At 60.1% G+C, this 25538-nt stretch carries 25 protein-coding genes; 10 read left to right on the top strand and 15 right to left on the bottom strand.

The features are described from left to right. Window positions 1-180 precede the first annotated feature (180 nt). Together pdxY and arfB are read right to left on the bottom strand one after the other, a co-directional pair. The gene (gene pdxY / locus HMPREF2681_RS05810; RefSeq protein WP_222865278.1) at window positions 181-1107 is read right to left on the bottom strand and encodes a pyridoxal kinase PdxY; all 927 of its coding nucleotides are present in this window, start codon (window positions 1105-1107) and stop codon (window positions 181-183) included. Window positions 1108-1148: 41 nt separating this feature from the next. Continuing rightward, window positions 1149-1592 carry an alternative ribosome rescue aminoacyl-tRNA hydrolase ArfB gene (gene arfB, locus HMPREF2681_RS05805; RefSeq protein WP_070546394.1) on the bottom strand — a complete coding sequence of 148 codons (444 nt, stop codon included), beginning with the start codon at window positions 1590-1592 and terminating at the stop codon, window positions 1149-1151. Between the two features lie 141 nt (window positions 1593-1733). Between arfB and HMPREF2681_RS05800 the strand changes: the two genes are divergently transcribed. From HMPREF2681_RS05800 to HMPREF2681_RS05775, 6 genes are all read left to right on the top strand, one after another. After that, the gene (locus HMPREF2681_RS05800; protein WP_070546372.1) at window positions 1734-2516 is read left to right on the top strand and encodes an SDR family oxidoreductase; all 783 of its coding nucleotides are present in this window, start codon (window positions 1734-1736) and stop codon (window positions 2514-2516) included. 16 nt (window positions 2517-2532) lie between these two features. Beyond that, window positions 2533-3213: an alpha-ketoglutarate-dependent dioxygenase AlkB family protein gene (locus HMPREF2681_RS05795; protein ID WP_070546371.1), complete on the top strand. Its 681-nt coding sequence runs from the start codon at window positions 2533-2535 to the stop codon at window positions 3211-3213. A 33-nt stretch (window positions 3214-3246) separates the two neighbouring features. Beyond that, window positions 3247-4476, top strand: a complete 1230-nt coding sequence (locus HMPREF2681_RS05790; protein ID WP_049192988.1) for a sensor histidine kinase — start codon at window positions 3247-3249, stop codon at window positions 4474-4476. Window positions 4477-4528: 52 nt separating this feature from the next. After that, complete coding sequence (locus tag HMPREF2681_RS05785) at window positions 4529-5236, top strand: response regulator (RefSeq protein WP_070546369.1); 708 nt, start codon at window positions 4529-4531, stop codon at window positions 5234-5236. Window positions 5237-5352: 116 nt separating this feature from the next. Then, on the top strand, window positions 5353-6096 hold the full coding sequence (locus HMPREF2681_RS05780) for an ABC transporter ATP-binding protein (protein WP_049172353.1): 744 nt from the start codon (window positions 5353-5355) through the stop codon (window positions 6094-6096). Further along, on the top strand, window positions 6093-7526 hold the full coding sequence (locus tag HMPREF2681_RS05775) for an ABC-2 family transporter permease (RefSeq protein WP_070546367.1): 1434 nt from the start codon (window positions 6093-6095) through the stop codon (window positions 7524-7526). Before HMPREF2681_RS05780 ends, HMPREF2681_RS05775 begins: the two co-directional genes overlap by 4 nt. Before the next feature lie 23 nt (window positions 7527-7549). Here the strand turns inward: HMPREF2681_RS05775 and HMPREF2681_RS05770 are convergent, their stop codons facing one another. Further along, complete coding sequence (locus tag HMPREF2681_RS05770) at window positions 7550-8731, bottom strand: YkvI family membrane protein (RefSeq protein WP_016422008.1); 1182 nt, start codon at window positions 8729-8731, stop codon at window positions 7550-7552. Between the two features lie 99 nt (window positions 8732-8830). Beyond that, entirely contained in the window at window positions 8831-9487 is a 657-nt protein-coding gene (gene msrA / locus HMPREF2681_RS05765; protein WP_016422007.1) for a peptide-methionine (S)-S-oxide reductase MsrA, read from the bottom strand. Window positions 9488-9589: 102 nt separating this feature from the next. Between msrA and menE the strand changes: the two genes are divergently transcribed. From menE to HMPREF2681_RS05750, 3 genes are read left to right on the top strand one after another with little or no spacing between them, the layout of a single operon-like run. Then, the gene (menE, locus tag HMPREF2681_RS05760) at window positions 9590-10738 is read left to right on the top strand and encodes an o-succinylbenzoate--CoA ligase (RefSeq protein WP_070546365.1); all 1149 of its coding nucleotides are present in this window, start codon (window positions 9590-9592) and stop codon (window positions 10736-10738) included. 56 nt (window positions 10739-10794) lie between these two features. Continuing rightward, on the top strand, window positions 10795-11691 hold the full coding sequence (locus tag HMPREF2681_RS05755) for a 1,4-dihydroxy-2-naphthoate polyprenyltransferase (protein ID WP_016422005.1): 897 nt from the start codon (window positions 10795-10797) through the stop codon (window positions 11689-11691). A 9-nt stretch (window positions 11692-11700) separates the two neighbouring features. After that, entirely contained in the window at window positions 11701-12861 is a 1161-nt protein-coding gene (locus HMPREF2681_RS05750) for an alpha/beta fold hydrolase (RefSeq protein ID WP_049192983.1), read from the top strand. On the opposite strand, the gene HMPREF2681_RS05745 is transcribed toward HMPREF2681_RS05750, so the two are convergent. Next, window positions 12858-13217, bottom strand: a complete 360-nt coding sequence (locus HMPREF2681_RS05745) for a DUF4229 domain-containing protein (RefSeq protein ID WP_016422003.1) — start codon at window positions 13215-13217, stop codon at window positions 12858-12860. The genes HMPREF2681_RS05750 and HMPREF2681_RS05745 overlap by 4 nt on opposite strands. A gap of 193 nt (window positions 13218-13410) precedes the next feature. Between HMPREF2681_RS05745 and HMPREF2681_RS05740 the strand changes: the two genes are divergently transcribed. Continuing rightward, a complete protein-coding gene (locus HMPREF2681_RS05740) occupies window positions 13411-13677 on the top strand; it encodes a hypothetical protein (protein ID WP_016422002.1) in 267 nt (88 codons plus the stop codon). Here HMPREF2681_RS05740 and rfbA read toward each other — a convergent pair. The 10 genes from rfbA to HMPREF2681_RS05690 form a co-directional block, all read right to left on the bottom strand. Beyond that, a complete protein-coding gene (rfbA, locus tag HMPREF2681_RS05735) occupies window positions 13674-14549 on the bottom strand; it encodes a glucose-1-phosphate thymidylyltransferase RfbA (RefSeq protein ID WP_070546364.1) in 876 nt (291 codons plus the stop codon). The two genes, HMPREF2681_RS05740 and rfbA, sit on opposite strands and share 4 nt — an antisense overlap. 20 nt (window positions 14550-14569) lie before the next feature. Beyond that, entirely contained in the window at window positions 14570-15259 is a 690-nt protein-coding gene (locus tag HMPREF2681_RS05730) for a dTDP-4-dehydrorhamnose 3,5-epimerase family protein (protein ID WP_016422000.1), read from the bottom strand. Window positions 15260-15361: 102 nt separating this feature from the next. Beyond that, window positions 15362-16354, bottom strand: a complete 993-nt coding sequence (gene rfbB / locus HMPREF2681_RS05725; RefSeq protein ID WP_016421999.1) for a dTDP-glucose 4,6-dehydratase — start codon at window positions 16352-16354, stop codon at window positions 15362-15364. A 52-nt stretch (window positions 16355-16406) separates the two neighbouring features. After that, window positions 16407-17417 carry a c-type cytochrome biogenesis protein CcsB gene (gene ccsB / locus HMPREF2681_RS05720; RefSeq protein ID WP_016421998.1) on the bottom strand — a complete coding sequence of 337 codons (1011 nt, stop codon included), beginning with the start codon at window positions 17415-17417 and terminating at the stop codon, window positions 16407-16409. 172 nt (window positions 17418-17589) lie between these two features. Next, window positions 17590-19278 carry a cytochrome c biogenesis protein ResB gene (locus tag HMPREF2681_RS05715; protein WP_070546362.1) on the bottom strand — a complete coding sequence of 563 codons (1689 nt, stop codon included), beginning with the start codon at window positions 19276-19278 and terminating at the stop codon, window positions 17590-17592. Window positions 19279-19292: 14 nt separating this feature from the next. After that, on the bottom strand, window positions 19293-20153 hold the full coding sequence (locus HMPREF2681_RS05710) for a cytochrome c biogenesis CcdA family protein (RefSeq protein WP_070546392.1): 861 nt from the start codon (window positions 20151-20153) through the stop codon (window positions 19293-19295). Between the two features lie 23 nt (window positions 20154-20176). Further along, window positions 20177-20791, bottom strand: coding sequence for a TlpA disulfide reductase family protein (locus HMPREF2681_RS05705; protein WP_016421995.1), 615 nt, complete (start codon window positions 20789-20791; stop codon window positions 20177-20179). A gap of 55 nt (window positions 20792-20846) precedes the next feature. Next, on the bottom strand, window positions 20847-21545 hold the full coding sequence (locus HMPREF2681_RS05700; protein WP_076772585.1) for a histidine phosphatase family protein: 699 nt from the start codon (window positions 21543-21545) through the stop codon (window positions 20847-20849). Between the two features lie 7 nt (window positions 21546-21552). After that, window positions 21553-22899, bottom strand: a complete 1347-nt coding sequence (gene hemL / locus HMPREF2681_RS05695) for a glutamate-1-semialdehyde 2,1-aminomutase (RefSeq protein ID WP_049190552.1) — start codon at window positions 22897-22899, stop codon at window positions 21553-21555. 35 nt (window positions 22900-22934) lie between these two features. Next, window positions 22935-25526, bottom strand: a complete 2592-nt coding sequence (locus HMPREF2681_RS05690) for a heavy metal translocating P-type ATPase (RefSeq protein WP_016421992.1) — start codon at window positions 25524-25526, stop codon at window positions 22935-22937. Window positions 25527-25538 lie beyond the last annotated feature (12 nt).

Raw genomic sequence — 25538 nt, 5'->3', positions numbered from 1 at the left:
GTTTTCATTATCTACTCATTGGAAACTTTATTTCAATGGTTCAAAATCTTTTCTTCTTGTTGCGCAAATGTTTAGAACCCAGGTAAAAGGCAGAAAAATCCCGAAGACCTGGTACGACGATGGCGGCAACACATAAGTGCTGCCGCCATCGACTCCCCCCCTATATTCGCTTATAAAGCGCTACGCTACCTTCGTAACCTCAAAACGCTGCTCCGGGTGAACGTAGGCCTCCTGCGCGCGCACGAGCTCCAGCTCGCCAGAGCCGGACTCGTGCGTGACCTTCAGCAGCTCAAAGATACTGGCCGCTGTGTTACCCAACGCGACCGAAAGGTCACCGTAAATACCGCGACCGCGCAGCAGGTTGCCTGCAAACAGCGCAGCCGCGACATCGCCGGAACCGTTGCGCTTCAGGGGCAGGTACGGCGTCGCCACCAGCCATGCGCCCGCACCATTGACGGCGAGCATCTCAATCTCGCCCTCCTTGCGCTCCGGACGCAGCACACTGGTCACCAACACGGCCTCCGGGCCCATCTCACGAGCAGCATGGGCTGCCGCAATGGTGGACTCCAGGTCGTTGACCTCGCGGCCCGTCAGGTATCCCAGCTCGAACTGGTTCGGCGTAATCACGTCTGCCACCGGCACAACCTTGTCGCGCAGCAGCGGCGGAATGTCATCCGAGACGTGGCAGCCGCTCTTGGCATTTCCCATCACCGGGTCACACGAGTAAATGGCCTTCGGGTTGCGCTGCTTGGCCATCGCCACGGCCTCGATGATGACATCCGCAATATCGCTACCGCCCTGGTAACCGGAGATAATCGCATCGACGTCGTCAAGCTTGCCCAGCTCATCGATACCCTTGATAACCTCGCGCACATCCGTGGCCGGAATCATCGGGCCGCGCCACTGGCCGTAGCCGGTGTGGTTGGAGAAATCGACGGTGTGGACCGGCCACACTTCAAAACCTGCGCGCTGCAGCGGGAAGACCGCAGCGGAGTTGCCCACGTGGCCATAGCTCACATGCGACTGGATGGACAGAATCGAGGGCACGCGGTTGAACTCCGCGACAGTTTCAGCTGCCTTTTCAGTAGGGGCCTGGTTTTCGCTCATACCATCTATATTGCAACGGATGCACGAAAATCCCATATTCCCTAGTAGGCGCTGGGGCGACGTCGGCTGGCTTTGAGCTCGGAGCGGCGCTGCTTCTGCGCTTTACGACGGGCAATCGAGGCCCGACTCGGTCGAGTCCGCCGGCGCCTCGGAGGCGGTGGCTGCACAGCTTCTCGGATGAGTTCCGCTAAGCGCCGCCTGGCTTCCGCGCGGTTGCGTACCTGGGAGCGCTGCGTGGTAACCGACACGGTGAGTGTCGTGCCATCGAGTCGGTGGCTGAGGTTCTGGAGAGCGCGGCGGCGGTAGACGTCGGAAAGCACGCTGAGCTCGGCGATATCGACCGATAGCTGCACCTTGGAATCCGTGGTGTTAACGCCCTGACCGCCCGGCCCTCCGGAGCGCGCGAAGCGTTCGGTGAGCTCCGCCGCGGGGATGACGAGGCCCTTTGGGATGCCGGGACCTGGTGGGATGTTCAGGGGTTTCATGGTGGCCAGTGTAGTCAGGACGCGTTTGTGATCGGGTCCCGTTTCCTCCAATCCGCTGTTAAACAACAAATGCTCACCTAAGCTGGCAAATAACATTTATCCACTTATAAAAACAGCAAGAAAAGGCAGGATTGAGACACCATGGCCACTTCTGATTCCCCGTCCATTTTCATCTCCGGCGGCGCGCAGGGCATTGGCCGCGCGGTGGCCGAGAAGTTCCTGGCTGCAGGCTGGACCGTCGGCGTCTACGACATCAATGAGGATGCCCTGGCGAAGCTCAAGGCTGAGCGCCCGGAGGTAATCGTCGGCAAGCTGGACGTGACGGACTTTAAGCAGTGGGAGGACGCGCTTGCGGACTTCACCTCCCACACCGGCGGCAAGCTGACGGTGCTGGACAATAACGCGGGCATCATCGGCGATGGCGATATCACTGACCAGTCACCGGAGATTATCCGCGCGCAGGTGGACATCAACTGCACCGGCCTGACACTGGGCGCGAAGGCGGCGCACCCGTACCTGAAGCGCACTAAGGGGTCTCACCTGGTCAACATGGGTTCGGCTTCGGGCATTTACGGCCAGCCGCACATCGCGCCGTACTCCGCGTCGAAGTTCTACGTCTCTGGTCTGACGCAGGCTCTGGATCTGGAGTGGCGCAAGGACAAGATCCGCGTCGTCGCAATCATGCCGCTGTGGGCGAAGACCAAGCTGGCGGACGTTTCCGCCGGTTCCACCCGTCGTCTTGGCGTGCGCATTACGCCGAACCAAGTCGCTGATGCTGTGTGGAAGGCAACGCACCCGCAGAACTTCATTGAGCGCCAGCGTCACTTCTACTCGGTGTCGGCGGCAGACTTTATCCTGCGCTACCTGGGCAAGATTGGTCCGCAGTTCCTTTCCCGCCCGGTTAACGCAATCATCGCGGGTTAAGAGGCAAACTAGACCTATGCTCTTCGATCAACTCCCGCGCGACGATGCCCGCATCACGCCGGGAGTTGTTCATTTGCCGGGATGGCTTCCCCTGGACCGGCAGGCGGGCATCATCACGCAACTCCGCGACATCGCCCGCGACGTTGCCGGCACTCCCCTGGCCATGACTCGCCCGCAGCTCAAAAGTGGCCAGATGCAGGTCTTTATGCTGCATCTCGGCCGCATGTGGGCCACCAATCCCTACCGCTACGTCACGCACGCAGGCGGCGTTCGCGTCCCGCCCGTGCCTGACAACCTGCTACAGCTCGCTACCGAAGCACTCGGCGCTGCCGCGCTTTACGACGAATCCCTCAGCCAGTGGCCCACCACTTTTCGGCCCGACATGGCGTTGGTCAACTACTACCCGCCCGGGGCCACCATGGGGATGCACCAGGATCGAAACGAAAACTACCCTGCCCCGATTGTGTCACTCTCTATCGGCGATGAGGCTCTGTTCCGCATTGGCGGGACTGAAAACCGCAACAAACCCTGGGATGACGTGACTCTCGCCAGCGGGGATGTGATTGTGTTTGGTGGTCCGAAGCGGCTTGCGTTTCATGGTGTGCCCAAGACTCGTCCGGGCACGCTGCCGGAAGGGTGCGGGCTTAAAGAGGGCCGCATCAACATCACATTCCGGCAAGTGGAAAACTCACACTAAACCGCGCAAGCCACCGACCGCTAGCCTAGACACATGCAGCGCACCGCTTCCTCCATGCACGCACAGCCTGCCACCGCGCAGACCCCTGCCCCACTCGACTGGCGCAGCCGGGTACGTTTCTTTGTCGGCTCGTTCCCAACTGCCGATCTCGCTATTGCGACTGCTTTCCTGCTGTGCTGCTGGTTGAGCATGACGCCGCTACTTACTTATGGCCCGAGCTTTACTTATGTCACCAATGTGATTCTGTCCGCGATGATTGCCGGGGCCGCAGCGTTTCGTCGTAAAGCAGTGCGTGCATCGTTTGTGGTTACGTACAGTGCCCTAGCGGGTCTCGCCTTGCTGGTGTGGCTATCCCCAGTGAACCTTGGGCTAGACCCCATTATTGTTGCTGCCCCACTATCTCTATGGGCTGTGACCAGGTGGGAACCGAATCGCACCTGGGGCATCGTTGGGCTGTTTTTAGGGTTGATTGGCAGCTTCCTCAACCCGGCAGTTCCTGCCTTCGGCTTTACCCCGGAACGACTATTGGTCTTCGGACTACCGGCGGTGCTTATCACGGCGAGCGCGTACGCAGTGCCACTATGGCTGCGCATCAACGCCGAGGAACATGCCGCGGAGTTGGAGAACGTCGTGGCGCTCAACAAGCTGGAGTTGTCCAGGGAGCTTCACGACGTCGTGGGGCACGGACTCACCTCTATTAAGGTTCAGGCCCAAACCGCTCTGTACCTGGCGGAGATGGATGGCTCACGAGCGGAATCCGCTGCTGAAAAGACCACGCTGGAAGGTATTGCCCAGACCGCAGACCAATCGTTGCGGGATGTGCATGCGCTTGTCGATGCGCTACGTGATGGCGGCGAGATTAGCGCTGACCCGAATGAGATTCCGCGTCTGGTTGCGGCAGTTTGTCCGCCGGGTCGCGATGTTTCGGTGACTCTGCCGGAGTCTTATGGAGACCTGGCGGATTGGCCACTCGCGAAGCGTTTGACTTTGGTGCGGGCAGTGACGGAGTTGGCCGCGAATATGGCCAAGCACTCATCGGGCGCTGGTCAGCTGGCACTGGTAATCGATCCACCTGCCGATGCTGATGACAGCCCGGCGCGGGTTCATTTGGTGACTGCAAACCGGGCTGAGAGCGAAACTTTGGAACCCAGGAAGCGAGCTGGCGCTGGCCTGATTGGTCTGGAAGAACGCGTGGCTCAGCTCGGTGGCGAGATGACTTATGGTGAAAGCGACGGCATGTTCCGCGTCAGTATTCGGCTGTAAGCGGTTCGACCGAAGCAGGGCTGACTGTCAATCCTGTTGAGAAAGACGAGCAATGGATGTAATTCGAGTATTAGTGGCTGAAGATCAGGCTTTGATTCGGCAGTCTTTCGCGCAGCTTATTGATGCCCACCCGCAGATGAAAGTCATTGGTGCCGTGGGCGACGGCGCCGAGGCTGTGCGTCGTGCCTCCGGAGCCGATGTGGTCGTCATGGACATTCGAATGCCCGTGATGGACGGTATCGAGGCCACACGACAGATTGTGCAAGGCGTGCCGTCCGGAGGTGCGGCTCGCGCTTCCACTCCAAAAGTCTTGGTACTGACCACTTTCCGCGAAGAAGACCTGGTGCTCGGCGCTTTAGAAGCTGGGGCCGCAGGCTTTTTGCTCAAAGACTCCAATCCCCGTGAGCTGCTTTCGGCCATCATGCGTATCCACCGTGGTGAAGGAGTCATCGATCCGAAGGTGACGCCGATGGTGTTGCGGCATGTTTCACCGCGCGCACCGCACTCAGGACAGCCAGCGAGAGCGTTCTCGACACATGGCGCTGACTCAGACCCCACTCACACAGGAACCCAATTCACACCCCGCGAACAGGAGATTTTGAACCTCGTCTGCCAAGGGCTTTCCAATGACGAAATTGCTCGCAGGTTGGTTGTCGCCACGACGACAGTGAAAACCCATGTGAAATCCCTGTTGACCAAGACAGGCTCACGCAGTCGCGTGGATCTTGTCATTTGGGCTGCGAAAAACGGGCTGCTGTAGCTTCTCCTCGCTGGTACCGTCATCCTCGCTATCGCCTCCTCCCTAGGGAGGATATTTCCGCCACCTCATCCTCAGGGAGGGCGCGAACCGTGCCAAACACTCCTATTACTTAAGGCATGAACGCACCAACCCCCACCTCAGGCCCTTCCGCAGACGCCGCCGCTCCCCTCCTCCAGCTGCGCGGCATCACTGTCTCCTACGGCAAGAACGAACCTGTCCTGAACGGCCTCGATATGAACGTCCGCGCCGGCGAGGTCTACGGGCTATTGGGACTCAACGGCGCAGGTAAATCCACGTTGATGAGCACGGTGCTTGGGCTAATTCCCTACTCCGGTGAAATCAGCATCGCGGGACACCCGTGGTCCGTTGTCGACCTGGACCGCATCGGCGCCTCCATCAATGGCCCGGCGTTCTACCCACAGCTCTCAGCCACCGACAATCTCAAAGTGCACGCACATCTGACCGGCACGGACAAGAGCCGTATCGCCGAAGTCCTCGACTTGGTCGGGCTTCATGCTGGTAACAAGCGTGGCCGCGCTTTCTCAACGGGCATGAAGGTTCGTCTTTCCCTGGCGATGGCGCTGCTCACCGACCCCGACATTGTGCTTCTCGACGAGCCCACCAACGGCCTCGACCCCGAAGCTATCGTGGGCCTGCGCACCTTGTTGCGAAATCTTGCCGCTAGTGGCAAGGCCGTCGTGGTGTCCTCCCATCAACTCGGAGAGGTCGAGAAGAGCGTTGACCACCTTGGCGTCCTTGCTGGTGGCCGACTGGTCTACGAAGGCCCGCTGGCTGACTTTGCGGCTGCTGGTCAATCCCTCGAGCAAGCTTTCTTCACCGCAGTAGGTGTTGCCCGATGAGCACTCAACCGCACACGCGCACTCTTAACACGCGCACCGTTCCTGCCCGCCGCTACTTCCGCGCCGAGCTACTGCGGGCAAAGTGGTCACTCACCATGTTTCTTCCCATCATCATGGTGGCAATCGCTCTGGTCAGCATGGTCTTTTCTAGAGGCGTTGACGCCACCGCCATGGCGAGCGCCCACATCTACTCGCTTATCCTGCTTCCTCCCCTGGCTGCTATTACGTCCGTCATCGGCCAAAACCGTGAAGAAAAACTCCGCCAAGGCGGCCTAATCTGGCGCAATATCTCGGGCACTCGAGTGCTCCTTGCCCGCGCAGCCACTGTCATTGCCTCCGCGGCCCTCGGTCACGCATTGATGGCTGCACTCCTTGCCCGGAGCGTGAGCACCGCATTGCAATTCACGCTCTTTAGCACGTTGTCATTCTTCGTCTTCTGGACATTCGGCCTTGCCCTATGGCGCCTTGTGCCACGCGCAGCTCTCTTCCTCGCTCCGCTCGCTTCCATCGCTTGGGCCATCGCAGGAACACTGGACGCCATGAGCCCAAACTGGAAAGATCTCCCGTGGACCTGGGCAATCCGCCCAACGTTACCTATCCACGGAGTGCAGGCTAATTCCATCTCGGCTCCCGCCGACAGCGAGATCTGGAACATCGCCATCCTGCCGCCCGCGTTGCTGCATTTACTCCTCGGGCTAGGTCTATTTGCCATCGCATTGCTTGCGCACGGAAAATCTCTCAGCTTGCCGACGGGCCGGGAACGCAGCACTTCGTCGTTAAGCCATGGCATGAGCGCGACCCTTCCCTGGCGCACCTGGTGGAGTCTCGCAGCGCTGATGCTTGCCGGACTTGCGGTCGTGCGTGTGGTGTGGAACCCGGAGTATGCGCTGGGGCTGCTGAGTTTCGTCTGCGTGCCGACGGCCGCAACCGTGGTGGCCATCATGACATGGACTTCGCAAGCCGATGCCTGGCCAGCACTGATGCATCGGCGTGCGCGACGCAGCATCACGCTCCGACTGTTTGCCTTGGATATGGCGTTTCTCCTGCCGGTGCTGGTGGTTGCGGTGGTTATCAGTGGTGCAGGCGGCGAGACCAATAGCCAGACGGGCATTAACCCCTGGCCGTACCAGGCGGTAATCGCGTCTCTTGTGGCCGCGATGATTGTGGCCGTGACCGGCTTAATTGCGCGTCGAAGTGTGGCGGCCGCAATCTTTGTCTCGGTCGCGCTCGGCGGTTGGGCGGTGATGGTTGGCGGTGATGTCCTCAGCGCCTCACCGCTGTGGTGGACCTCGGAATGGGGATGGACCTGGGTGGTACGTGATTACCCCGAGCGGTGGCCGTCGATGGTTCTCGTATCCGCCATTGTGATCGTGGCTTTCGCGGCTTGGGCTCGGGCGACATCGCTAAAGGCCATCCGATCCCAAGATTGACAGCGGTGCCGCGAGCACCCCACCTACTCCTCGATCGCCTCGCGGACCTCTTCGACACTGAGGTTGGAGTCTTCAATCTCCTCGCGGGCCTCCTTGTTCCGGCCACGGCGGACCAGGCGGAAGATGCGCTTGCGGCGGGAAGTCTCTTCACTGATGCGCTCGCGGCCGCGCAACCAGGCAACAAGCATGACAGTAATGAGCAGCAGACCGATGTAGCCCAGGATTGGGTAGACCCAACCGATTAGGTTCTGGAAGCCCATGAAGCTCAAGGCGAAACCGAGCAAGACCAGCGCGACGTAGACAATCTTGAATTTTTCCGGGTGATTTGCGGTGACGCGACGCCCCAGTGCGTAGAACATGCCAAGTGCCGTGTTGAAGATCATGCCAAGGATTACCACGGCCATGGCCTGGCCTAGCCACGGGTGCAGTCGATTAATGACGGTGAGCATTGGCACGGCATCGGTGGCGACGGTACCAACAGTGTGGAACAACGTGATGGTGGTGATCAGCAGCATCGCGGAGTAGATCAAACCACCGGTAAACCCACCGGCTCCAGCGGCGCGGGGATTGAACAGGCTACCGCCAATAACAATCGCCATGGAAACCGCAACCATCAGGTTAAAACCGACATAGTTCACTGCGGCGACAACCCAGTTCGGCAGAGTGGTCGGGACTTCCGCAACGGCAGCTGCCTGCTCCGCGGCTGGGGTGGCATCGGTGAACGCCAGCGTATAAACACTGGCCAGCAGAATAAAGCCGACGATAAACGGCGTGATGGAACCGATCACTGTGGTCACTCGGTCAACATCGAGGAAACCGGCTGCAATGGTAACCAGCACCATGATTACGGCACCGATCCACACGGGGATGCCCCACTGCTGCTCCATGTTGGCACCGGCACCGGCGAACATGACGAACCCTGTGGCGAAGAGCGTGATAATCACGCCAATGTCCAGTACTCGCGAGAAGATGGGGTGCGATACGCGTCGGAAAACTTCGCCGTGCTCGCTGGCCTGAAAGTAGCTTCCCAGCTGCAAAATGATCATCGCCATCAGGCTCATGATCACCGCTGAGAGAACGGCACCCCAGACACCATTGATGCCAAAGGCGACGAAGTATTGCATGATTTCCTGACCCGTCGCAAAGCCCGCGCCGACGACCACGCCGACGAAGGCAAATGCAACGCGCAGTACTTGCTTCACCACAAGGGTTCACTCCTATTCGACTATCTGATTGATATAACCACCTTACTTTTCTCAGTGAGTTTTACTAATCGCGACTGACCGTTCTAAAAAGCTTCGCCTTTAAATTCCGCAGGCCACGCCGGTCGAATGCACTGGGCAGTAGCCGTTCGGATTCTTAAACAAGTACTGCTGATGCTCATCCTCGGCTCGGTAGTACTCCCCTGCCGGAGTCTCCGCGAGTGGCTTAATCTCCGTGGTGATGGCCCCCAGGCCAGCGTCGGCAAGCTTCGGCGCGTAGGCATCGGCGATCTCCTGTGCCCGGCGCGCTTGCTCGGGCGTCGTCGTGTAGATCGCGGAACGGTACTGCGTGCCGACATCATTACCCTGGCGGTAGCCCTGCGTGGGATCGTGGGCTTCGAAGGCCTTGGCGATCAGCTGGTCGAAGCTAATCTGCTCCGGGTCGTAGACGACCTCCACAATCTCGGTGTGGTTGGTGCGTCCGGTGCAGGACTCGCGGTAGGTGGGATTTGGCGTCACGCCACCGGCGAACCCGACCGATGTGCTGAGCACGCCCGGTGTTTCCCAAAACAGCTTCTCAGCGCCCCAGTAACAGCCAATCCCGATGTAGACGACCTCCTGGCCTTCCTCCCATGGGCCGGTGATCGGCGTGCCGAGCACCGCATGCGGCTTCGGATTTTCCAACACCGGGTGCGAGCCGCCCTTGAGCGCCTCATCTTCCGGCACCAGCTCTGCGGACCTGCCAAAAATCCAACCCATCTTCTACGCCTTTCTATCTATGACTGTCTTTGGTCTGCGCAACGCGCCCGAGGCCACGATTGTTCCGACCTCGCCACCAGAAACTACGGCACAACACGGGCTATGGTTTGGGTTGTGCGTACGCTCAGCCTGCTTTCCGTCAATCCCCACGACCCGACCGCCATCCTGCCCGACCTCCGCGCCGCGCTGGACGGTGAGGTCTCTCTTCTTCCCGTTCCGCTTCACGACGGCACGCGCGCCTCAATCTTGCGGAACTCGCAACGCGCAGGTGAGCCGATTGATGAGTCCATCGCGCTTGTTGTCGGCACTTCCGGTTCCACCGGCACACCGAAGGGTGCACAGCTGACGGTGGATAACTTGGTCTCCTCTGCTACCGCTACACATCAGTGGCTCGGCGGTGAAGGACAGTGGATGCTGGCGATGCCGGCCTACCATATCGCTGGCCTGCAGGTTCTCATTCGTTCGCTGCTCGCTGGCACGGATCCGGTGTGTGTGGATGTGACCGACGGTTTTGATGTTGCCGCATTCGCCGACGGCGCCGAGACCCTCACCAGCGATCGCGCCTACACGTCGCTGGCTCCGATGCAGCTGGCCAAGGCTATGGAAGAACCCTTTGGTGCGGCAGCCCTGCGCCTGTTTGATGCCGTCCTTGTCGGCGGCGCAGCTTTGAACCCGCAGGTGGCAGCGCGGGCCGAAGAGCTCGGCATCAACGTCGTAACCACCTATGGTTCCTCCGAGACAGCCGGCGGCTGCGTCTACGACGGACAGCCCATCGAGGGTGCACAGGTCGCCATCGAAAATGGTCGTGTTTGGCTGGGCGGGCCGATGATTGCACACGGTTACCGCAACGCGCCCGGTCACGAGGCTTTCCATAAACCAGGTTGGTTCGCCACCTCCGATGCGGGCGAGATCCGCGATGGCCGACTGGTCATCACGGGCCGCTTGGACACCATCATCGACTCCGGCGGGTTGAAACTGCACCCGGAAGTTCTCGAACGTGAACTGCTCGCCATCGACGGAGTAACAGGTGCCTGCGTGGTGGGCGTGCCGCACCCACGGCTCGGCCAAGCCATCGTCGCAGCGTATGAAGGCACGGCTGAGCTCGGCGATATTATGGACGAGCTCGGCGATGCTGAAGACGCCGGGCGAATCAATCACTGGATGATTCCGAAGGACCTGCGTCGTGTGGAGGCTCTGCCACTGATTGGTCCGGGCAAGGTCGACCGGAAGAAAGTCGCGGCGCTCTTTTAGCTCATTCAGACACGCATTAGTTCAAGGCATTTGGTGTCACGTCCTATTATTAATTCATGTCTGAAGCACCAAAGAGTCCTGCAACGGCGTCGTTAAGCGATTGGCTGGAAGGCGCGCGCCCCCATACCTGGGCGAATGCGTTTGCGCCGGTCATCGTCGGTGTCGGAGCGGCATCGACGCACGCGCCGATTATCTGGGGACGTGCGGTGCTCGCGCTGGTTGTCGCGTGGGCGTTGATTGTGGGCGTGAACTTCGCCAACGACTACTCCGATGGCATCCGCGGCACTGACGATGACCGCTCGGGCCCGCTGCGCCTGACGGGTTCTGGTCTGGTCGAGCCGAAGGTTGTGAAGTACGCGGCGTTCGGTTCCTTTGGTGTCGCCGGTCTTGCCGGTGTGGCGCTGTCCCTGATGAGCGCGTGGTGGCTCATTCTGGTCGGTGCACTGTGCATCGCGGCTGCGTGGTTCTACACCGGCGGTAAAAATCCCTACGGTTATCGCGGACTTGGCGAGGTCTCGGTCTTCGTCTTCTTCGGTCTCGTCGCGGTGCTCGGCACGGAATTCACCCAGACGGGCTCGCTGTCTTGGGTCGGCCTGGCCTGCGCAATTGGTATTGGTTCGGTGTCTTCTGCCGTGAACCTGGCGAACAACTTGCGCGACATCCCCACCGACGCCGCTACCGGCAAGATCACCTTGGCAGTTCGCCTGGGCGACTTCCGCACCCGCATCGTCTGGCAGATTCTCTCCCTCATGCCCGCGCTGGCCAGCAGCTTTATCGCTTTCTGGCGCCCATGGGCGCTGGTGGGTCTGCTCATCGTGCCGCTGTGGGTGAAGGCCTCCGAGCCAATTCGCATGCATAAGAAGGGCAAGGAGCTCATCCCGGTACTGGGGCTTACCGGCAAGATGATGCTTGCCTGGTCCGTCATTACGGCACTCGCACTCGCGCTCAGCTAGGGGGTACCGATGGACTTCCGCACACTGACGCACAAGGCGCTTGACGACGTCCAGGAGGCCGCAACCCGAGTTGGCGACACAGCAGCCAAGGCTCCAGCTTTCGCCCGCAGCGCTGCTCTGCGTTTGACCAAATCGGGACGCCGCCGACTGGCGCTGGAGCACGGTGCGCTGCATTCGCAGACCCGTGAACCGGGACTCACCGATCTCACGTCAACCGGCGTGGTGCATATCAAGACCGCACCGGTCACGGCCGAGATTGCGGCCAAGGACGACGAGCGGAAGGCCAGCGACAAGCCGGATGCTGTCACCACCGATATTCCGGTGCACTGGTACGAGGTTGAACCTAGCGAACCCGCCAAAGAACCCGTGACCATCGTCTTCGTCCACGGCTTCACCCTGGCTGGTGAGTCCTGGTACCGGCAGTTCAACGCGCTGCGCAAGTCGCACCCGGAAGCACGCCTGTTGACTATGGATCTGCGCGGCCACGGCCAGACCGGAGCGGTTCCGGCTTCACTCTGCACGGTCGAAGGGGCTGCGGCCGATGCGCTGGCCGTGATCGCCGAGCGTGCCGCGACCGGAAAACTCATCGTGGTTGGGCATTCGCTAGGCGGTTTGATTGCACTGCACATGGTGCGGGCTGCCGAGGAAAGCATTCGCCGTCGGATAGCAGGCGTAGTGTTGATTTCCACGTCTATCGACAAGCTGGCCGCCCAGGGTGTGCCGCAGATTCTGGCGTCCCCGGTGGCGGATGCGGCGCGCAATGCAATTGAGTCCTCGCCGAAGGAGATTCGCAAGTTCCGCGAGGCAATCGCGTCACTGATGGCGCCGTCGTTGGCGGTGGCGGTGTTCGCCCGGCGCACGGACTACGAGATCATCGAGTTCCACGCGGCCATGATTAATGAAACACCGCTGGAAACTTTCGTGGGATATCTCGACGACCTGCAGGATCACGACGAGTTCGCATCCGGGCCTTACTTGGAGGGCTTGCCAGGAGCGGTACTGGTGGGCACGAAGGACGATGTCACTCCGCGCAAGCAAGCAGACCTAATTATGGAAAAGTGGCCGGACGCCGAACTGGTTGAAGTCGACGGGGCCGGCCACATGTTGCCGCTCGAGGCTCCGGAAGCGGTGAACCGGGCTATCGAGCGGGCCCTGGAGAAGGTGCGCTAGTTTTCCTCGCGGTCCTTAATCTGCTGCGCAATGTATTCCTTGTGCGCGCGGCGGTTCTCCGACCACACTGCAACAGACTCATTGGCCTGGACGCGCAGCTTCGGGAACACAAAAACCGACAGCGGCATCGCAATAATCAGTGCGAACACAGCCGTAATTGCAGCCGGAATCTGCACATTAACGAGGTAGATAATCACGAGCAGAATGAAGAACAGCACTAGGAATAGCAGCAGACGAGCAAGGCCGTACCAGAACAGCCCCTTCATGGCATTGCCGCGACCAGCATTCTTGGTCACCGGAGCTGCTGGCATCTGAGCCTCAGAAGCCAACTTGTCCTGCTCTGCTGGATTGGTCATTAAACCCTCACCTCTACGTGTTACGCCTGTGCTGTGCCCGGGCGTTGCTAGCGTCCATGGCTGTTCGTGTCCAACGTTCCTTTGTACCCTAACGAACTCTGTACGCCGTACCGCATGCAGTGCGATACCCCTCGTGGGCACTACGGGACTCGTTGCGTATTCTAGTCGGTAAATCCAGGAGGTTAGCTATTACATGGGTCGGCTCATTCTGCTGCTGTTCATCATCCTTGTCGTAGTCATGCTGTGGAAGGCATTTGGCCCCGGCAGTCGCGGCAACGGCATGCGACGTATTTCCGCTCCGCAACCGGAACCCCGTCCGCTCGCTCCCGACGATGATCCGGAGTTTCTCTGGAAGCTCAAGAAGGCCGAATTCGATCGCCGTAAACGTGAGCAGGAGCTGCAGGAGCGGCGCGAACGGGAGCAGGACGACAACCCCGATAATCCCGGCGAAACTGACTAAACGTCCTTGCCACGCAGCAACAACTGCTGTAGATATTCCCCGTAGCCACTGGCGCTGAGGGCGTCGGCACGCGCGCTAAGCGCAGCATCGTCAATGAATCCCATGCGCCACGCCACCTCTTCCGGCGAGCCAATCTTTAGCCCCTGCCGCTGCTCAATCGTGCGCACGAAATCACCCGCGGCCATCAGATTGTCCACCGTGCCCGTGTCCAGCCATGCCGTGCCGCGCGGCAGCACCTCTACCTGCAGTTTCCCGCGCTCCAAGTAGGCGCGGTTAACATCCGTGATTTCCAATTCGCCGCGTGACGACGGTTGCAGCGAGCGAGCTATCTCAACAACCTCGGCATCATAGAAGTACAAACCAGGCACCGCGAAATGGCTGCGTGGTTTCTTCGGTTTCTCCTGGATCGCCACGGCTTTGCCGCTTTGGTCGAAGTCCACGACTCCATAGGCTGTGGGATCTGCGACCCAGTAGGCGAAGATCGCTCCGCCATCGACGTTATGGAAGCGGCGCAGCTGCGTGCCGAAGCCAGCACCGTAAAAGATGTTGTCGCCGAGGATGAGGGCAACGGAGTCATCGCCGATGTGGTCCGCACCGATGATGAACGCTTCAGCGAGACCACGGGGCTCGTCTTGGGTGGCAAAGGTGAGGGTGAGGCCCCACTGCGAGCCGTCGCCAAGCAAGCGTTCAAACTGCGGGGCATCATGTGGCGTGGTGATGACGAGGATGTCCCTGATTCCCGCTAGCATCAGCGTGCTCAGCGGGTAGTAGATCATCGGCTTGTCATAGACGGGAACCAGCTGCTTGCTTACGCCAAGTGTGATGGGAAACAGCCGAGAGCCCGTACCACCTGCGAGGATGATGCCCTTCATAGTGCTCGCGCCTTTCTGCCTTACTGCCCGGCCGCTTCGTTGGCGATTGCCCACTCGTCGCGAGCCATGTTCTCAAGATCCTTGCAGTCAAACTCACTGGGGAGCTTATTGCCCTCGGCCTCGAACTGCTCGATAGTCGGAGCCTTCTGATCGCGCTCGGAGAGAATCATGTCCGCGTCGGTGAGACCACCCTTGGCCAGCAGCGCAGCCAGGTCAATTCCGAGAGTCGGGTCCTGGATGCTAACAGCACGCTCTGCCTCCGGGTTGTAACCGGTGGAAGTGAGGTAAGTGAGCACAGAGTCGTCGGCAAGCGAGACGAAGCCATGTCCGATGCCGTTGGGCAGATAGACCACTCGGCGGGTCTTGCTGTCGAGCTCGAAAACCTCGACCTTGCCGAAGGTATCGGAGCCGCGACGCAGGTCAACCGCAATGTCGAGGATGTGGCCCGCGGGACAAGTAACCAGCTTCGCCTGGCCGGGGTGGCCATCTGGCGCGGTGCTGACGTCAGCGAAGTGCAGGCCACGGACAACGCCTGCGGCGGAGACACTCATGTTGGCCTGCTCCGGGAAGAACGGGTAGCCCGTGGCCTCGGCGAATGCGTCGAGGCGATACCACTCGTGGAAACTACCGCGGCTGTCGCCGTGGATGACCGGTTCGAAGGTGAAAACGCCGTCGATAGAAGTGGGCTGGAATGTGCTCTTAGGGCTCATGGGTAACAAGTGTAGACGGGGCGCCCGGGCTGAGGCTGTGGCACGCGTTGAGTGTGCACTGAGTGTGCGTTGAGGGTTCGCTAGGCATGCCCCAGCAGCGAACTACAACTCCTGCTCGCGCTCCGCGTAGCCAGCCTCAGCGGCATCGTAGGCCGCCGCCCACCAGGACTCGTTGGCGCGATACCAGTCGATGGTCTCGGCGAGCCCCGCGGAAAAGTCTTGGTAGCGCGGCTGCCAGCCAAGGCTGCGGATGGATGCGGGGTCAATCGCATAACGACGGTCATGCCCCGGGCGGTCAGTGACATGGACAAAGTCGGACCGCTCACGACCGAAGCCCTCCAGGATGTCTCCGACCACGTCGAGGTTGGAACGCTCGCCATCGGCACCAATCAGGTAGGTCTCCCCCACCTCGCCAGAATCCAAGATTGCCCAGACCGCGTCGTTGTGGTCATCGACGTGAATCCAGTCCCGAACATTCTCGCCAGTGCCGTACACGCGAGGGCTACGACCGCGCAACAGACCACAGATCTGGCGGGGAATCAGCTTCTCCGGATGCTGCCTCGGCCCGTAGTTGTTCGAGCAGTTACTAATCGTCGCAACCAACCCGAAGCTGCGCACCCACGCCCGGACAAAGTGATCCGCTGAAGCCTTGGAGGCCGAGTAGGGGCTGGAGGGTTTGTACGCGGTGGCCGTCGTAAAGCGTGCTGGATCGTCGAGAGCGAGATCGCCGAAGACCTCGTCGGTGGAGATGTGGTGAAGGCGGACGTCGTGGGTGGCGCAAGCCTTGGCCAGATTCACGGTGCCCATGACATTAGTGGTGACGAAGGGATCGGCATCCACCAGCGAATTGTCGTTATGGCTCTCTGCGGCGAAGTGGACGACCACGTCGAAGCGGGGCACGAGGCGATCGATCAGCTCCGCGTCACGAACATCGCCGCGGATGATTTCACAGTCCGCGCCATCCAAGCTCGCAGGGTTCGCGGCATAGGTGAAAGCGTCCAGCACCGTGACATTCACATCGGGCCGTGTAGCCAGAGTGCGGAGAACGAAGTTGGAACCAATAAAGCCGGCACCACCGGTGACGAGAACGCGCATGGAAGCGATTCTAGTTCACCCGGCGATGCCGGCTTTGTACAAGTGTGAAGACTTAGTTCAGACCAGCGTAGGAGTGCAGGCCCGAAACCACCTGGTTGATGAAGAAGAGGTTGAACACCATGGTGGCAAAACCGAAGATGTTGATCCACGCGGCCTTGGTATTACGCCAACCCGAAGTCGCGCGAGCGTGCAGGTACAGGGCGTAGATAATCCAGGTAATCAGCGCCGTGGTCTCCTTCGGGTCCCAGCCCCAGTAACGACCCCATGCGGACTCGGCCCAGATAGCGCCCAGCACAATGCCCAGACCGAACAGTGGGAAGGACCAAATAGCGGTGCGGTAAGCAATCGCATCCAGCTTTTGAGCATCCGGCAGCGGCGCGACCAGTTTGCCCAGGAAGCCCTTTTCCTTGCCCTCGCGGTTGTACATCCGCAGCATGTAGAGAATCGAGGCAACACCGGAAATCAGTGCGATACTGCACCCGATAGAAATAATCGAGACGTGAACCGGAATCCAAATCGACTGCAGTGCCGGCACCACCGGAGCAGCCTCAACATATAGGTTCTTACCACCGTAAAACATCAGCGCCAGAATCGGAGCCAACAGCCACGGCCAGAACACACGCATGGTTTCACGATGCAGTACGCCAGCTGCAATTGCCATAGCAAAGAGGATTGAAACTGATACGTACTCGTAGAGGTTGCCCCACGGGAAACGCTGCACGGCCAGGCCACGCAGCAGCACCGATGCAAAGTGCACGGCCACCCCGACGTAAATCAGCATTTCCGTCACAACGCCGAGTCGGTTCGTCAGCACCTGGTTCTTAGGCTCGCTTGCCGACGACTTCGTCGCCGACTCCCCCGAGTCAGCAACACTAGCGGTGGTAGCTCCCTCACCCGCACCGGCGGCTACCAGCTCGCGTTCCGCAACCTGGCTTTTCGCTTCAGCGGCCGCGATACGACGACTGTAGTAGGCAATGGAAATAACAAAGGCCACAAGATAAAAGGCGAAGGCCGTGAAGTACGACCAGTCCGAAAACTGCGCCAGTGTCTTATTGACGAGCATGTACTTGGCTCCAAAGTGTGGAATTAGCGGAATACTTCTTCAAACCCTAGTACTAAAGCAGGACTAAGCAAAAGGGGACCGGGGACACGGGGGACGCAAAAATGCGCGGAGGCGCAATTCTCGCCCCCGCGCATTCACCCTGCAGTAATGATGGACCAGACTTAGTGGTCAGTTAGCTTTTGTCCTTGTCGTCCGCGCTCTCGTCGGTCGCAGCATTGTTGTCAGCAGCATCCTCGTCATCACTGTCACGTTCCAGGATGTCATCTACGATGTACTGGAACTCCTCGCCCCAACCTGCCTTGTCGGTGCGGGCAAGGCCACCGAACTCAACGCGAGTGCGGCCATCTTCCAGCGGGAACATGCGCACCCAAACACGTCGGCGCTTAATGCCCAACGAAAGAACCATGCCCGCCAGTGCGGCCACAGTTGCCACCAGCACCCAGAACTGCGTGGGATCGTGCGAAACCTGCAAGTTGACGAATTCCTTCGCACCGAGGAATTCAATCTTGGTGCCGTCGGCAAGCTCGGTGGATTCGCCCTGCTTGAGGTTGACGCGGGCTTCCTTAGCCAGCTGACCCGAGTGCATCAGATCGCGGTCGAGGGAAAACAGCCCCTGCGAACGACCGGTGTCCAAGCCCGCGTCGCCGCGGTAGATGTCGACAGCCACGGCCGGGTCTTGCATCGCCGGGTAAGAGGACTGCAGCAGAGCACCCTTTTCACCAGTAAACTCCGCGGTCGGAGCGAACAGTCCCTCGATTGCAATCTGGTTCTGGCGGCGCTCGAACAAGTCCGGGTACATGCCTGCTGGTGGGTCGAAGCGCAGCGCACCAGAGGACAGGAAGAAGGTCGGATCATCCGGACGGAACTGGACAATCGACGTACGCGACTCGCCATTCGGCCAGGTCACCTTGAACGCAGGCGCAAAGCCGTGCCCCTGCAGGTAGACGCGGTCACCGGCGATGCGCAGAGGGTGGTTGACCTGCAGCGTGGTCTTTTCCCACTCATCGACCGGCTTGCGCATATCCTCTTCTTCTGCGAATCGGATATGAGAGGTAAACATCTTGGCCTGACCGTTCGGCAGGTAATCGGCGAAGAAGTCATCGACCTGAATACAGAACGGGTTCAGAGTTGTACCGTCGAAGGTGTTGCCAGCACGCAGCGAGTCATAGTTCGCAGCAGCGGTGTTACAGAACGGAACGCCCACCGCGCTATTGACGTTGTCGTCAGAAATCTCGGTGCCGGTGTTGGTCAGCAAAATGACCTGACCCTCGTAATAGATCATGCGGCCCAAGCCGACGATGATAATCAGCAGCGCAATGCCCAGGTGGAACACCAGGTTGCCAAACTCACGCAGGTATCCCTTCTCCGCGGAAAAGGATCGTGCCCCAGCGCGATCTTCATCTGCTGGAGTCTCGGTCAACGCCCACTTGTTCAGGCGCTCACGCACCCGCTTAGAAACTTCATCCGCAGAGGCATCGACCACGGCTTCGTCGTGAAGCGGAAGACGCGCCAACCGTTTCGGCGCCTTGGCCGGTGGCGTCTTCATGGCCTTGTAGTGGTCGATGGTGCGCGGAATAATGCAGCCAACCAGGGAAATCAGCAGCAATGCCACGATGGCGACGAACCAGACGGACGAGAAGACATCGAAAAGCTGCAGCTTATCCATGATCTCGGCGGTCTTGCCGTTGGCGGCTAGATACTGGTCGACCTTGTCCTTATTCAGCGAGCGCTGTGGCAACAGGGCGCCCGGAACCGCTGCGAAAGCGAGGATGAACAGCAGAATCAGCGCTGTGCGCATGCTGGTCAACCAGTTCCAGACCTGCTGGAAGGGCTGTCGTACCTTATTCCAATTCACCGACATCGAAAAATCTTTCACTAAATTGGCGTTACCGTATCAGTAATAAAAGCGGCCTGAACCCAGGCAACAAAAACATCCCACAGTCCCGTGACCAGGGCAATTCCGACCAGCACCAGCGCCACACCACCGATGAGCTGAATAGTTCGCGAGTGCTTACGCAGGAAGTCCACTCCACGCATCGCGCGTGCCGACCCCAGCGCCACCAAAATGAACGGCAGCCCCAGCCCCAGGCAGTAAGCGATAATCAGCGCCACTCCCCTGGCCGCGGTCATACCCTGCGTGCCCGCGGACACCGAAATAATTGCAGTCAGCGTCGGGCCCAGACACGGCGTCCACCCCAGCGCGAACACCGCGCCAAGCAGTGGCGCTCCCAGCCACGTGGTCCAGCGCTTCGGCGCCATGCGGGTGTCCTTCTGCAGCGCCGGCACCATGCCCATGAAGGCGAGTCCCATCACGATGGTCACCACGCCACCGACAATCGTCAGCGTGCGCGCCTGCAGACGCAGCGTGGACACGAGCCCGAAAATTGAGGCCGACCCCAGCACGAAAATGACAGTGAAGCCCAGCACGAACAGCAACGCAGCCAGGCCGACGCGGGCAGTTGCGGAACGCTTGCCACGCCCTCCATCGCCGTCACGCTTATCGACGGCGGTTGCGTCCGCAGTGCCCGTCGTCAAGCCCTGGCCCTGCGCCCCCGATGCTCCGGAAAGACCGGTGAGATACGAGACGTAACCGGGCACGAGCGGAATGACGCACGGGCTGGCAAACGAGACGAGACCAGCCAGCGCAGCAGCGAGCAGGCCTAATAGGATGGGACCGCCGGTGGCGGCGTCGGCGAACTGCTGGCCGATGCCATCGGCAAGATAAATCGTGTCCATGGCAAGAGTTCCCATGCTGGGGCCTAGCCCTCCGCCTTCACTTCATTAACAGCCTTCATCAGCATGGTGTGATCGACCTCGCGGAGGAAGACCTTGGCCGGGCGGTGCTGCTTGTCCAGAATGATGGTTGTCGGAATCACCGAAGCCGGGATGCCGCCCAGTGCGCTGGCGTTGACGAAGGCCGGGTCATAGATGGACGGGTAGGTGATGCCGTTGTCCTTCACAAAGTCGATGGGAGCCTGGCGGACATTGTCGCGGACGTTGATGCCGAGAACGGTGCCGATACCTTGCTCTTCCATCTGTTCCTGGACATACTGCAGGTCATCCGATTCGGATCGGCACGGTGCGCACCACTGCCCCCAGGCGTTTAGGACCACAATCTGGTCCTTGAAGTCATCGAGGGAGATTTTCTTGTCGTCGTCCTCTAGAGAAGGACCGAACACCTTGCCGACCGGTTTGCGCTCCTCGGGTGCGTAGTCAATGATCTGCTGACCCCCTGGAGAAACAAACTCGAACTGACCGCCGACGGCAACGGCATCGTGTCCCACTGAATCTCCGGGGTTACATGCTGCGAGCGACAGAGACAGAGTTGCTGCCGCTAGCGTTGCTGCAATTCGGGACGATGAGACCTTGGCCACTTGGGGTGCCACCTTCCGGGGGTCAGTGAAACTTCAACAAAACTATTTATTCACCTTACAGGTGACCGGCCGGTTCACTGTAGCGCACGTCGACAATGGTGTCGCCGACGAAGACCAAGGAGGTCACGCTGGCCAGATCGCACTGCCTAGTTGCCGGGTTGTGGGCGAGCTTCAAGTACCGCGCACGACGCTGAGCTGCAATGATGCACAGCTGGTGCGTCACCAGCACCGCTTCCGCTCCTTCGGCGGCCTCGCGGGCTCGCTCGATGGCGTGGAACATACGGTCCGCGATCTCCTCGTAGGGCTCGCCCCAACTGGGCACGCTCGGACGACGCAGCCGTGGCCAGTACTTCGGATTCCACAGTGCGGAGTCAATGCCCTTGATGTGTAAACCCTCAAAGGAGTTGCCAGCCTCCAGCAAATCTTCATCCAGGGTCGGCTTCATGCCGATTATCTCGGTGAAGGGCCGTGAGGTTTCCTGCGTGCGCTGTAGCGGGGAACAGGCGAAGTAGCGGATGTCGTGGCCTTCGAAGGACGAGGCCGTGGCCGCTGCCTGACGCTGACCGCGCTCAGACAAGTGCCAGCCGGGCAGGCGACCGTAGAGAATCTTATCCGGGTTATAAACCTCGCCGTGGCGGACGAGATGTACGACCGTGGTCTTGGCGTGCTTTGTTGCACGCTTAGACGCCTGGTTTTCCGGCTGTGTCGGCTGCGATTCCTGCTGTGCTGCCTGCGAATTGGTCTTGTTCGGCACGTGTCACCTACTCCGGCTTGGCGGTTGCCGCCGCCTCGGCCGCGCGGGCTGCTGCACGCTCGATAATCTCGAAGTCGGCGTCGGTCAGCGCAGCGGAGACGAACCAGGTCTCGTAGCAAGAAGCCGGCGGGTAGACACCATTGGCCAGTAGGGCGTGGAAGAAAGCCGGGTAGCGGAAAGTATCCGCTGCCTGCATCTGCTCAAAGTTATGGCCCTCGCCCTCGGCGAAGCGTGGCGAGAGCATCGTGCCCGCACGCTGAATGTGGTGGGCCACGCCCTGCTTGGTCAGGGCGTCGGACAGAATCGTGGCCAGGCGATCTGCATTGGCTGCGACGGTGTCATAGACATCCTTCGTGGCATTCTCCAGGTTGGCCAGGCCAGCTGCCATAGCGACCGGGTTACCGGAGAGTGTGCCTGCCTGGTACACCGGACCGTTCGGAGCCAAGTACTCCATGACGTCGCGGCGACCACCGAAGGCAGCTGCCGGCAGACCACCGGAGACGACCTTGCCGAAGGTGGTCAGGTCACCGGCCACACCATCAATGCCGTACCAGCCGTTGTAGGAAGCGCGGAAGCCAGTCATGACCTCATCGAGAATCAGCAGTGCGCCGTCTGCGTGGCAGACTTCCTTCAACTTCGCGTTGAAGTTGTCCTGCGGTGCGACGGTACCCATGTTGCCCGCTGCCGCCTCAGTGATGACACAGGCAATCTCGCCCGGGTTCTCAGCGAATGCGGCCTTGACGGCCTCAATGTCGTTATAAGGAACAACAATGGTGTCGGCAGCCGATGCACCGGTGACACCCGGCGAATCCGGCAGACCAAAAGTAGCGACACCGGAACCGGCCGATGCCAGCAGCGCGTCCACGTGACCGTGGTAGCAGCCGGCGAACTTGATGATCTTGGAACGGCCAGTGAAACCGCGAGCCAGGCGTACTGCGGACATAGTGGCCTCAGTGCCGGAGTTGACCAGACGCACCTCATCTACCGACGTGCGCTCAACGATGTGACGAGCCAGGTCGGTCTCAGCCGTCGTCGGAGCGCCGAAAGACAAACCGCGAGTGGCGGCGCTCTGAACGGCCTCCACCACTGCCGGGTGCGCGTGGCCCAGAATCATTGGACCCCACGAGCAGACCAAGTCCACATATTCGTTACCATCAACATCCACGAGACGAGAGCCCGCGGCGTGGTCAATGAAACGTGGGGTGCCACCGACGGAACCGAAGGCGCGGACCGGCGAGTTCACGCCACCCGGCGTCACTGCCTGAGCCTGCGTAAAGAACTCTGCCGAACGATCGGTGAGCTCAACGTTTTCTGGGACATGAGGAGCATTAATGTCTTGAGTCACGGTGACCATCGTAGACGGCCACTCGGATGAAGGGCTACCCTGCCCTACCAACGTCCCAGCTTCACCCTGAATAGATGCTTGCGGCGAGAGGACACTCGACGGGATCGCCAGTCGATCCACAAGCTGGAGAAAATCATCAAAAGCGATGCCAGCAGCGGGTGAATCATACCGGTCATACCCAGCAGGATGACCGCAACGTTGTAGAACCACGCAAAGTAGATGTTGGAGTCCATCATCCGCACCACAGCACGTGCGATTTCAATGGCCTCCGGAATCGACAACACGTTGTTACGCAGTGCCACGACATCGGCGTAATCAACATCAAGATTCTGATTGCCTTCGGTGTTGTCCATCAAAACACCCACGTCAGCGGCACGCAGAGAGTCCCGGATGTCCTTGTCGCCAACCATCACGACAGTCTCGCCGTCACTGTGGACCGAACGCACCGCAATGGCCTTGCGGGAGGCAATGATGCCCGCGAATACTCGTGAGATATTCAGCCGGTCAGCAAAACGACGGGCTACTGGATACGGATCTCGCGTGATCATCATGGTGTCCACGCCCATATCCTCAAGCTGGTCAATGCTCTCGACCGCATCGGGCTTAATGTCCTCACCAATGGTGATGACACCACGGACCTTGCCACGCCACGACACCACCATCGGAGTACCGCCACTGAGCGCAGCCACGGCCATTTTCTCGCTGAGTGCAGTGAGATCACGCGGACGCCAAACGCGCCCCTCAACAAAGCGCATCTCCAACTTGTCGTCCGAGTCCTTCACCGGGATCTCTACCTGGCCAACGAACGCACCGTCTTCCGCAATTGCGACGTGTACAGTCTCAATCCAGTGCGGCACCTCGCCACCGCCGGAACCGGCGTCGCGGGATACACGGCACGCGCGCACGATTGCCGCTGATGCCGGGTGGTTGCTCTCCATCATGAGAGCGCCCGCCACACGCAGAACCAGATCCGGATTTTCATTGCGCTCAGCGGCGACACCGAGCACGTGGGTGTCACCCTCGGTCAGCGTTCCAACTCGGTTAAAAATCACCACATCGGCAGCGGCCAGCTTTCGGAAAGTCTCATTGCCACGAATCAAGATTCCGTTACTAGCACCGGCCAGAATCCCGATGCGCTGCACGGTCGACGTAGACATTGCCAATGCCACCGGCGCGATGCCCGAGAGCATAGCCAGCGCCACCGCGAGGGCACCGCTCATCGTGCCAGTCGCCAGCCACCAGCCGCAAAAAGCCACGCCCGCCAACGACAGCGTCCATGGCACCAGCTCTGATGCCGAGTGCACTGCGGTCTGGTGCATCACCGTTTCTTCTCGAACCGCTTGACGAAGCCAGCGCGCTATCGATGACGCCCGGGTCTTGAAACCGGTGCGTTCCACGCGCACCTTGAGCTCCGAATCCAGGTTGATTGCACCGGCCCAAACCTTGGAATTGACCTTGACCTTCTGCGGTTCAACGCCGATACCGAGTAGCTGCGCATCCATCGTGGACGCACCACCGATGACTGAGCCATCAACCGGAATCACCGAGTGCGGTGGAACCACGATGTCATCACCGATATTGAGCTCCGCGACCGTCACCTCCACCCGTTTCGGCTCCGCGGATTTAGCGCTCTTGCGCACGACTGTCACGTTTCGCTCAGCTGGAATGCGCAGGTTGCGCAAGATTTGTCCAGTACGCACCTTGTTGTAGCGCGTAAACATGCGACCTGTTAGCAACAGCACAGTCAGACCGCAGGCAACGTCGAAAAACACCTCTGCCGAGGCGCTTTCCCGGTAGTTGAAAGCAAACCAAGTGGGCGCAGTGGTATATCCAATCTGTCCCGCGGGACCAAAGATAAGCTGCGCTAGCGACCACAGCCACGCCAGCAGGATGGCAATGGAGCTCGCCCCATCCAGCGCCGACATCCGCCGACGCAGGGACGCCGCCATTGCCCGGTGGAACGGCCAACCACCCCACCACACCACAATCGTGGTCAGCACAAGACACATCCACTGCCAACCCGGGAACTGCCAGTTGACGTTCAACGACGTCACCAGCACCGGAATCGATAGGAACAGGCTTCCCCAAAAGCGTTGCTTGGTCACCAGTTCACGCGCCGTGAACAGTACTTCCGCGCCACCGCCGCTTCGGCGCAAGGCCGCTTCACGACGGCGAATGCGCTCCTCCTCATTCTGTTGAGCGGCAGCCGGAACAGCGGGACGGCGATGTTGTGACACATCCAGCCGAGTTGCACGACGCCGAAGCGTGCTGCGCGTGAGGTACGACTCGACCCCAATTTCGCGGAGAGCTTCGATGAACTGATTCGGATCGATGGTATCGGGCGCGGTAATCCACGCGCGTCCGGGCTTGTAGACCACAGAGGCGGTCACATCTGGAAAGGATTCCAAAACATGCTCAGCACGCTCAGCGCTCTCGGCGTTTTCCAAGTTTTCCAGGATGAGTGCGAAAGCTGTGTTGGACTGGCCTCTGCGGTGTGCAAGCCGCTGATGGGCACTTTCTTCGTCGATGTCCTGACGGCTTCGTGGCAATGCCTTACGAGCAGCGACCTTGGCATCCACAATCGCTTGTTCAACGCGATTGTCCAGAGAGAAATCAAACTCACCGGTGTCACTCATGGCCTTTGAAAC

The sequence above is a fragment of the Corynebacterium sp. HMSC064H12 genome, from assembly GCF_001809925.1.
Classification (GTDB): domain Bacteria; phylum Actinomycetota; class Actinomycetes; order Mycobacteriales; family Mycobacteriaceae; genus Corynebacterium; species Corynebacterium jeikeium_D.
This window is presented reverse-complemented; position numbering and strand designations above follow the sequence as displayed.

What these genes read in the sequence shown, in the direction of transcription:
- ccsB (WP_016421998.1), bottom strand. Translation starts at nt 17,417, where the DNA reads ATGCTCGTCAATAAGACACTGGCGCAGTTTTCGGACTGGTCGTACTTC.
- pdxY (WP_222865278.1), bottom strand. Translation starts at nt 1,107, where the DNA reads ATGAGCGAAAACCAGGCCCCTACTGAAAAGGCAGCTGAAACTGTCGCG.
- HMPREF2681_RS05795 (WP_070546371.1), top strand. Translation starts at nt 2,533, where the DNA reads ATGCTCTTCGATCAACTCCCGCGCGACGATGCCCGCATCACGCCGGGA.
- rfbB (WP_016421999.1), bottom strand. Translation starts at nt 16,354, where the DNA reads ATGCGCGTTCTCGTCACCGGTGGTGCCGGCTTTATTGGTTCCAACTTC.
- HMPREF2681_RS05730 (WP_016422000.1), bottom strand. Translation starts at nt 15,259, where the DNA reads ATGAGCCCTAAGAGCACATTCCAGCCCACTTCTATCGACGGCGTTTTC.
- menE (WP_070546365.1), top strand. Translation starts at nt 9,590, where the DNA reads ATGGTTTGGGTTGTGCGTACGCTCAGCCTGCTTTCCGTCAATCCCCAC.
- HMPREF2681_RS05800 (WP_070546372.1), top strand. Translation starts at nt 1,734, where the DNA reads ATGGCCACTTCTGATTCCCCGTCCATTTTCATCTCCGGCGGCGCGCAG.
- HMPREF2681_RS05710 (WP_070546392.1), bottom strand. Translation starts at nt 20,153, where the DNA reads ATGGACACGATTTATCTTGCCGATGGCATCGGCCAGCAGTTCGCCGAC.
- HMPREF2681_RS05750 (WP_049192983.1), top strand. Translation starts at nt 11,701, where the DNA reads ATGGACTTCCGCACACTGACGCACAAGGCGCTTGACGACGTCCAGGAG.
- HMPREF2681_RS05785 (WP_070546369.1), top strand. Translation starts at nt 4,529, where the DNA reads ATGGATGTAATTCGAGTATTAGTGGCTGAAGATCAGGCTTTGATTCGG.
- rfbA (WP_070546364.1), bottom strand. Translation starts at nt 14,549, where the DNA reads ATGAAGGGCATCATCCTCGCAGGTGGTACGGGCTCTCGGCTGTTTCCC.
- HMPREF2681_RS05745 (WP_016422003.1), bottom strand. Translation starts at nt 13,217, where the DNA reads ATGACCAATCCAGCAGAGCAGGACAAGTTGGCTTCTGAGGCTCAGATG.
- HMPREF2681_RS05775 (WP_070546367.1), top strand. Translation starts at nt 6,093, where the DNA reads ATGAGCACTCAACCGCACACGCGCACTCTTAACACGCGCACCGTTCCT.
- msrA (WP_016422007.1), bottom strand. Translation starts at nt 9,487, where the DNA reads ATGGGTTGGATTTTTGGCAGGTCCGCAGAGCTGGTGCCGGAAGATGAG.
- arfB (WP_070546394.1), bottom strand. Translation starts at nt 1,592, where the DNA reads ATGAAACCCCTGAACATCCCACCAGGTCCCGGCATCCCAAAGGGCCTC.
- HMPREF2681_RS05715 (WP_070546362.1), bottom strand. Translation starts at nt 19,278, where the DNA reads ATGTCGGTGAATTGGAATAAGGTACGACAGCCCTTCCAGCAGGTCTGG.
- HMPREF2681_RS05740 (WP_016422002.1), top strand. Translation starts at nt 13,411, where the DNA reads ATGGGTCGGCTCATTCTGCTGCTGTTCATCATCCTTGTCGTAGTCATG.
- HMPREF2681_RS05790 (WP_049192988.1), top strand. Translation starts at nt 3,247, where the DNA reads ATGCAGCGCACCGCTTCCTCCATGCACGCACAGCCTGCCACCGCGCAG.
- HMPREF2681_RS05755 (WP_016422005.1), top strand. Translation starts at nt 10,795, where the DNA reads ATGTCTGAAGCACCAAAGAGTCCTGCAACGGCGTCGTTAAGCGATTGG.
- hemL (WP_049190552.1), bottom strand. Translation starts at nt 22,899, where the DNA reads ATGGTCACCGTGACTCAAGACATTAATGCTCCTCATGTCCCAGAAAAC.
- HMPREF2681_RS05690 (WP_016421992.1), bottom strand. Translation starts at nt 25,526, where the DNA reads ATGAGTGACACCGGTGAGTTTGATTTCTCTCTGGACAATCGCGTTGAA.
- HMPREF2681_RS05780 (WP_049172353.1), top strand. Translation starts at nt 5,353, where the DNA reads ATGAACGCACCAACCCCCACCTCAGGCCCTTCCGCAGACGCCGCCGCT.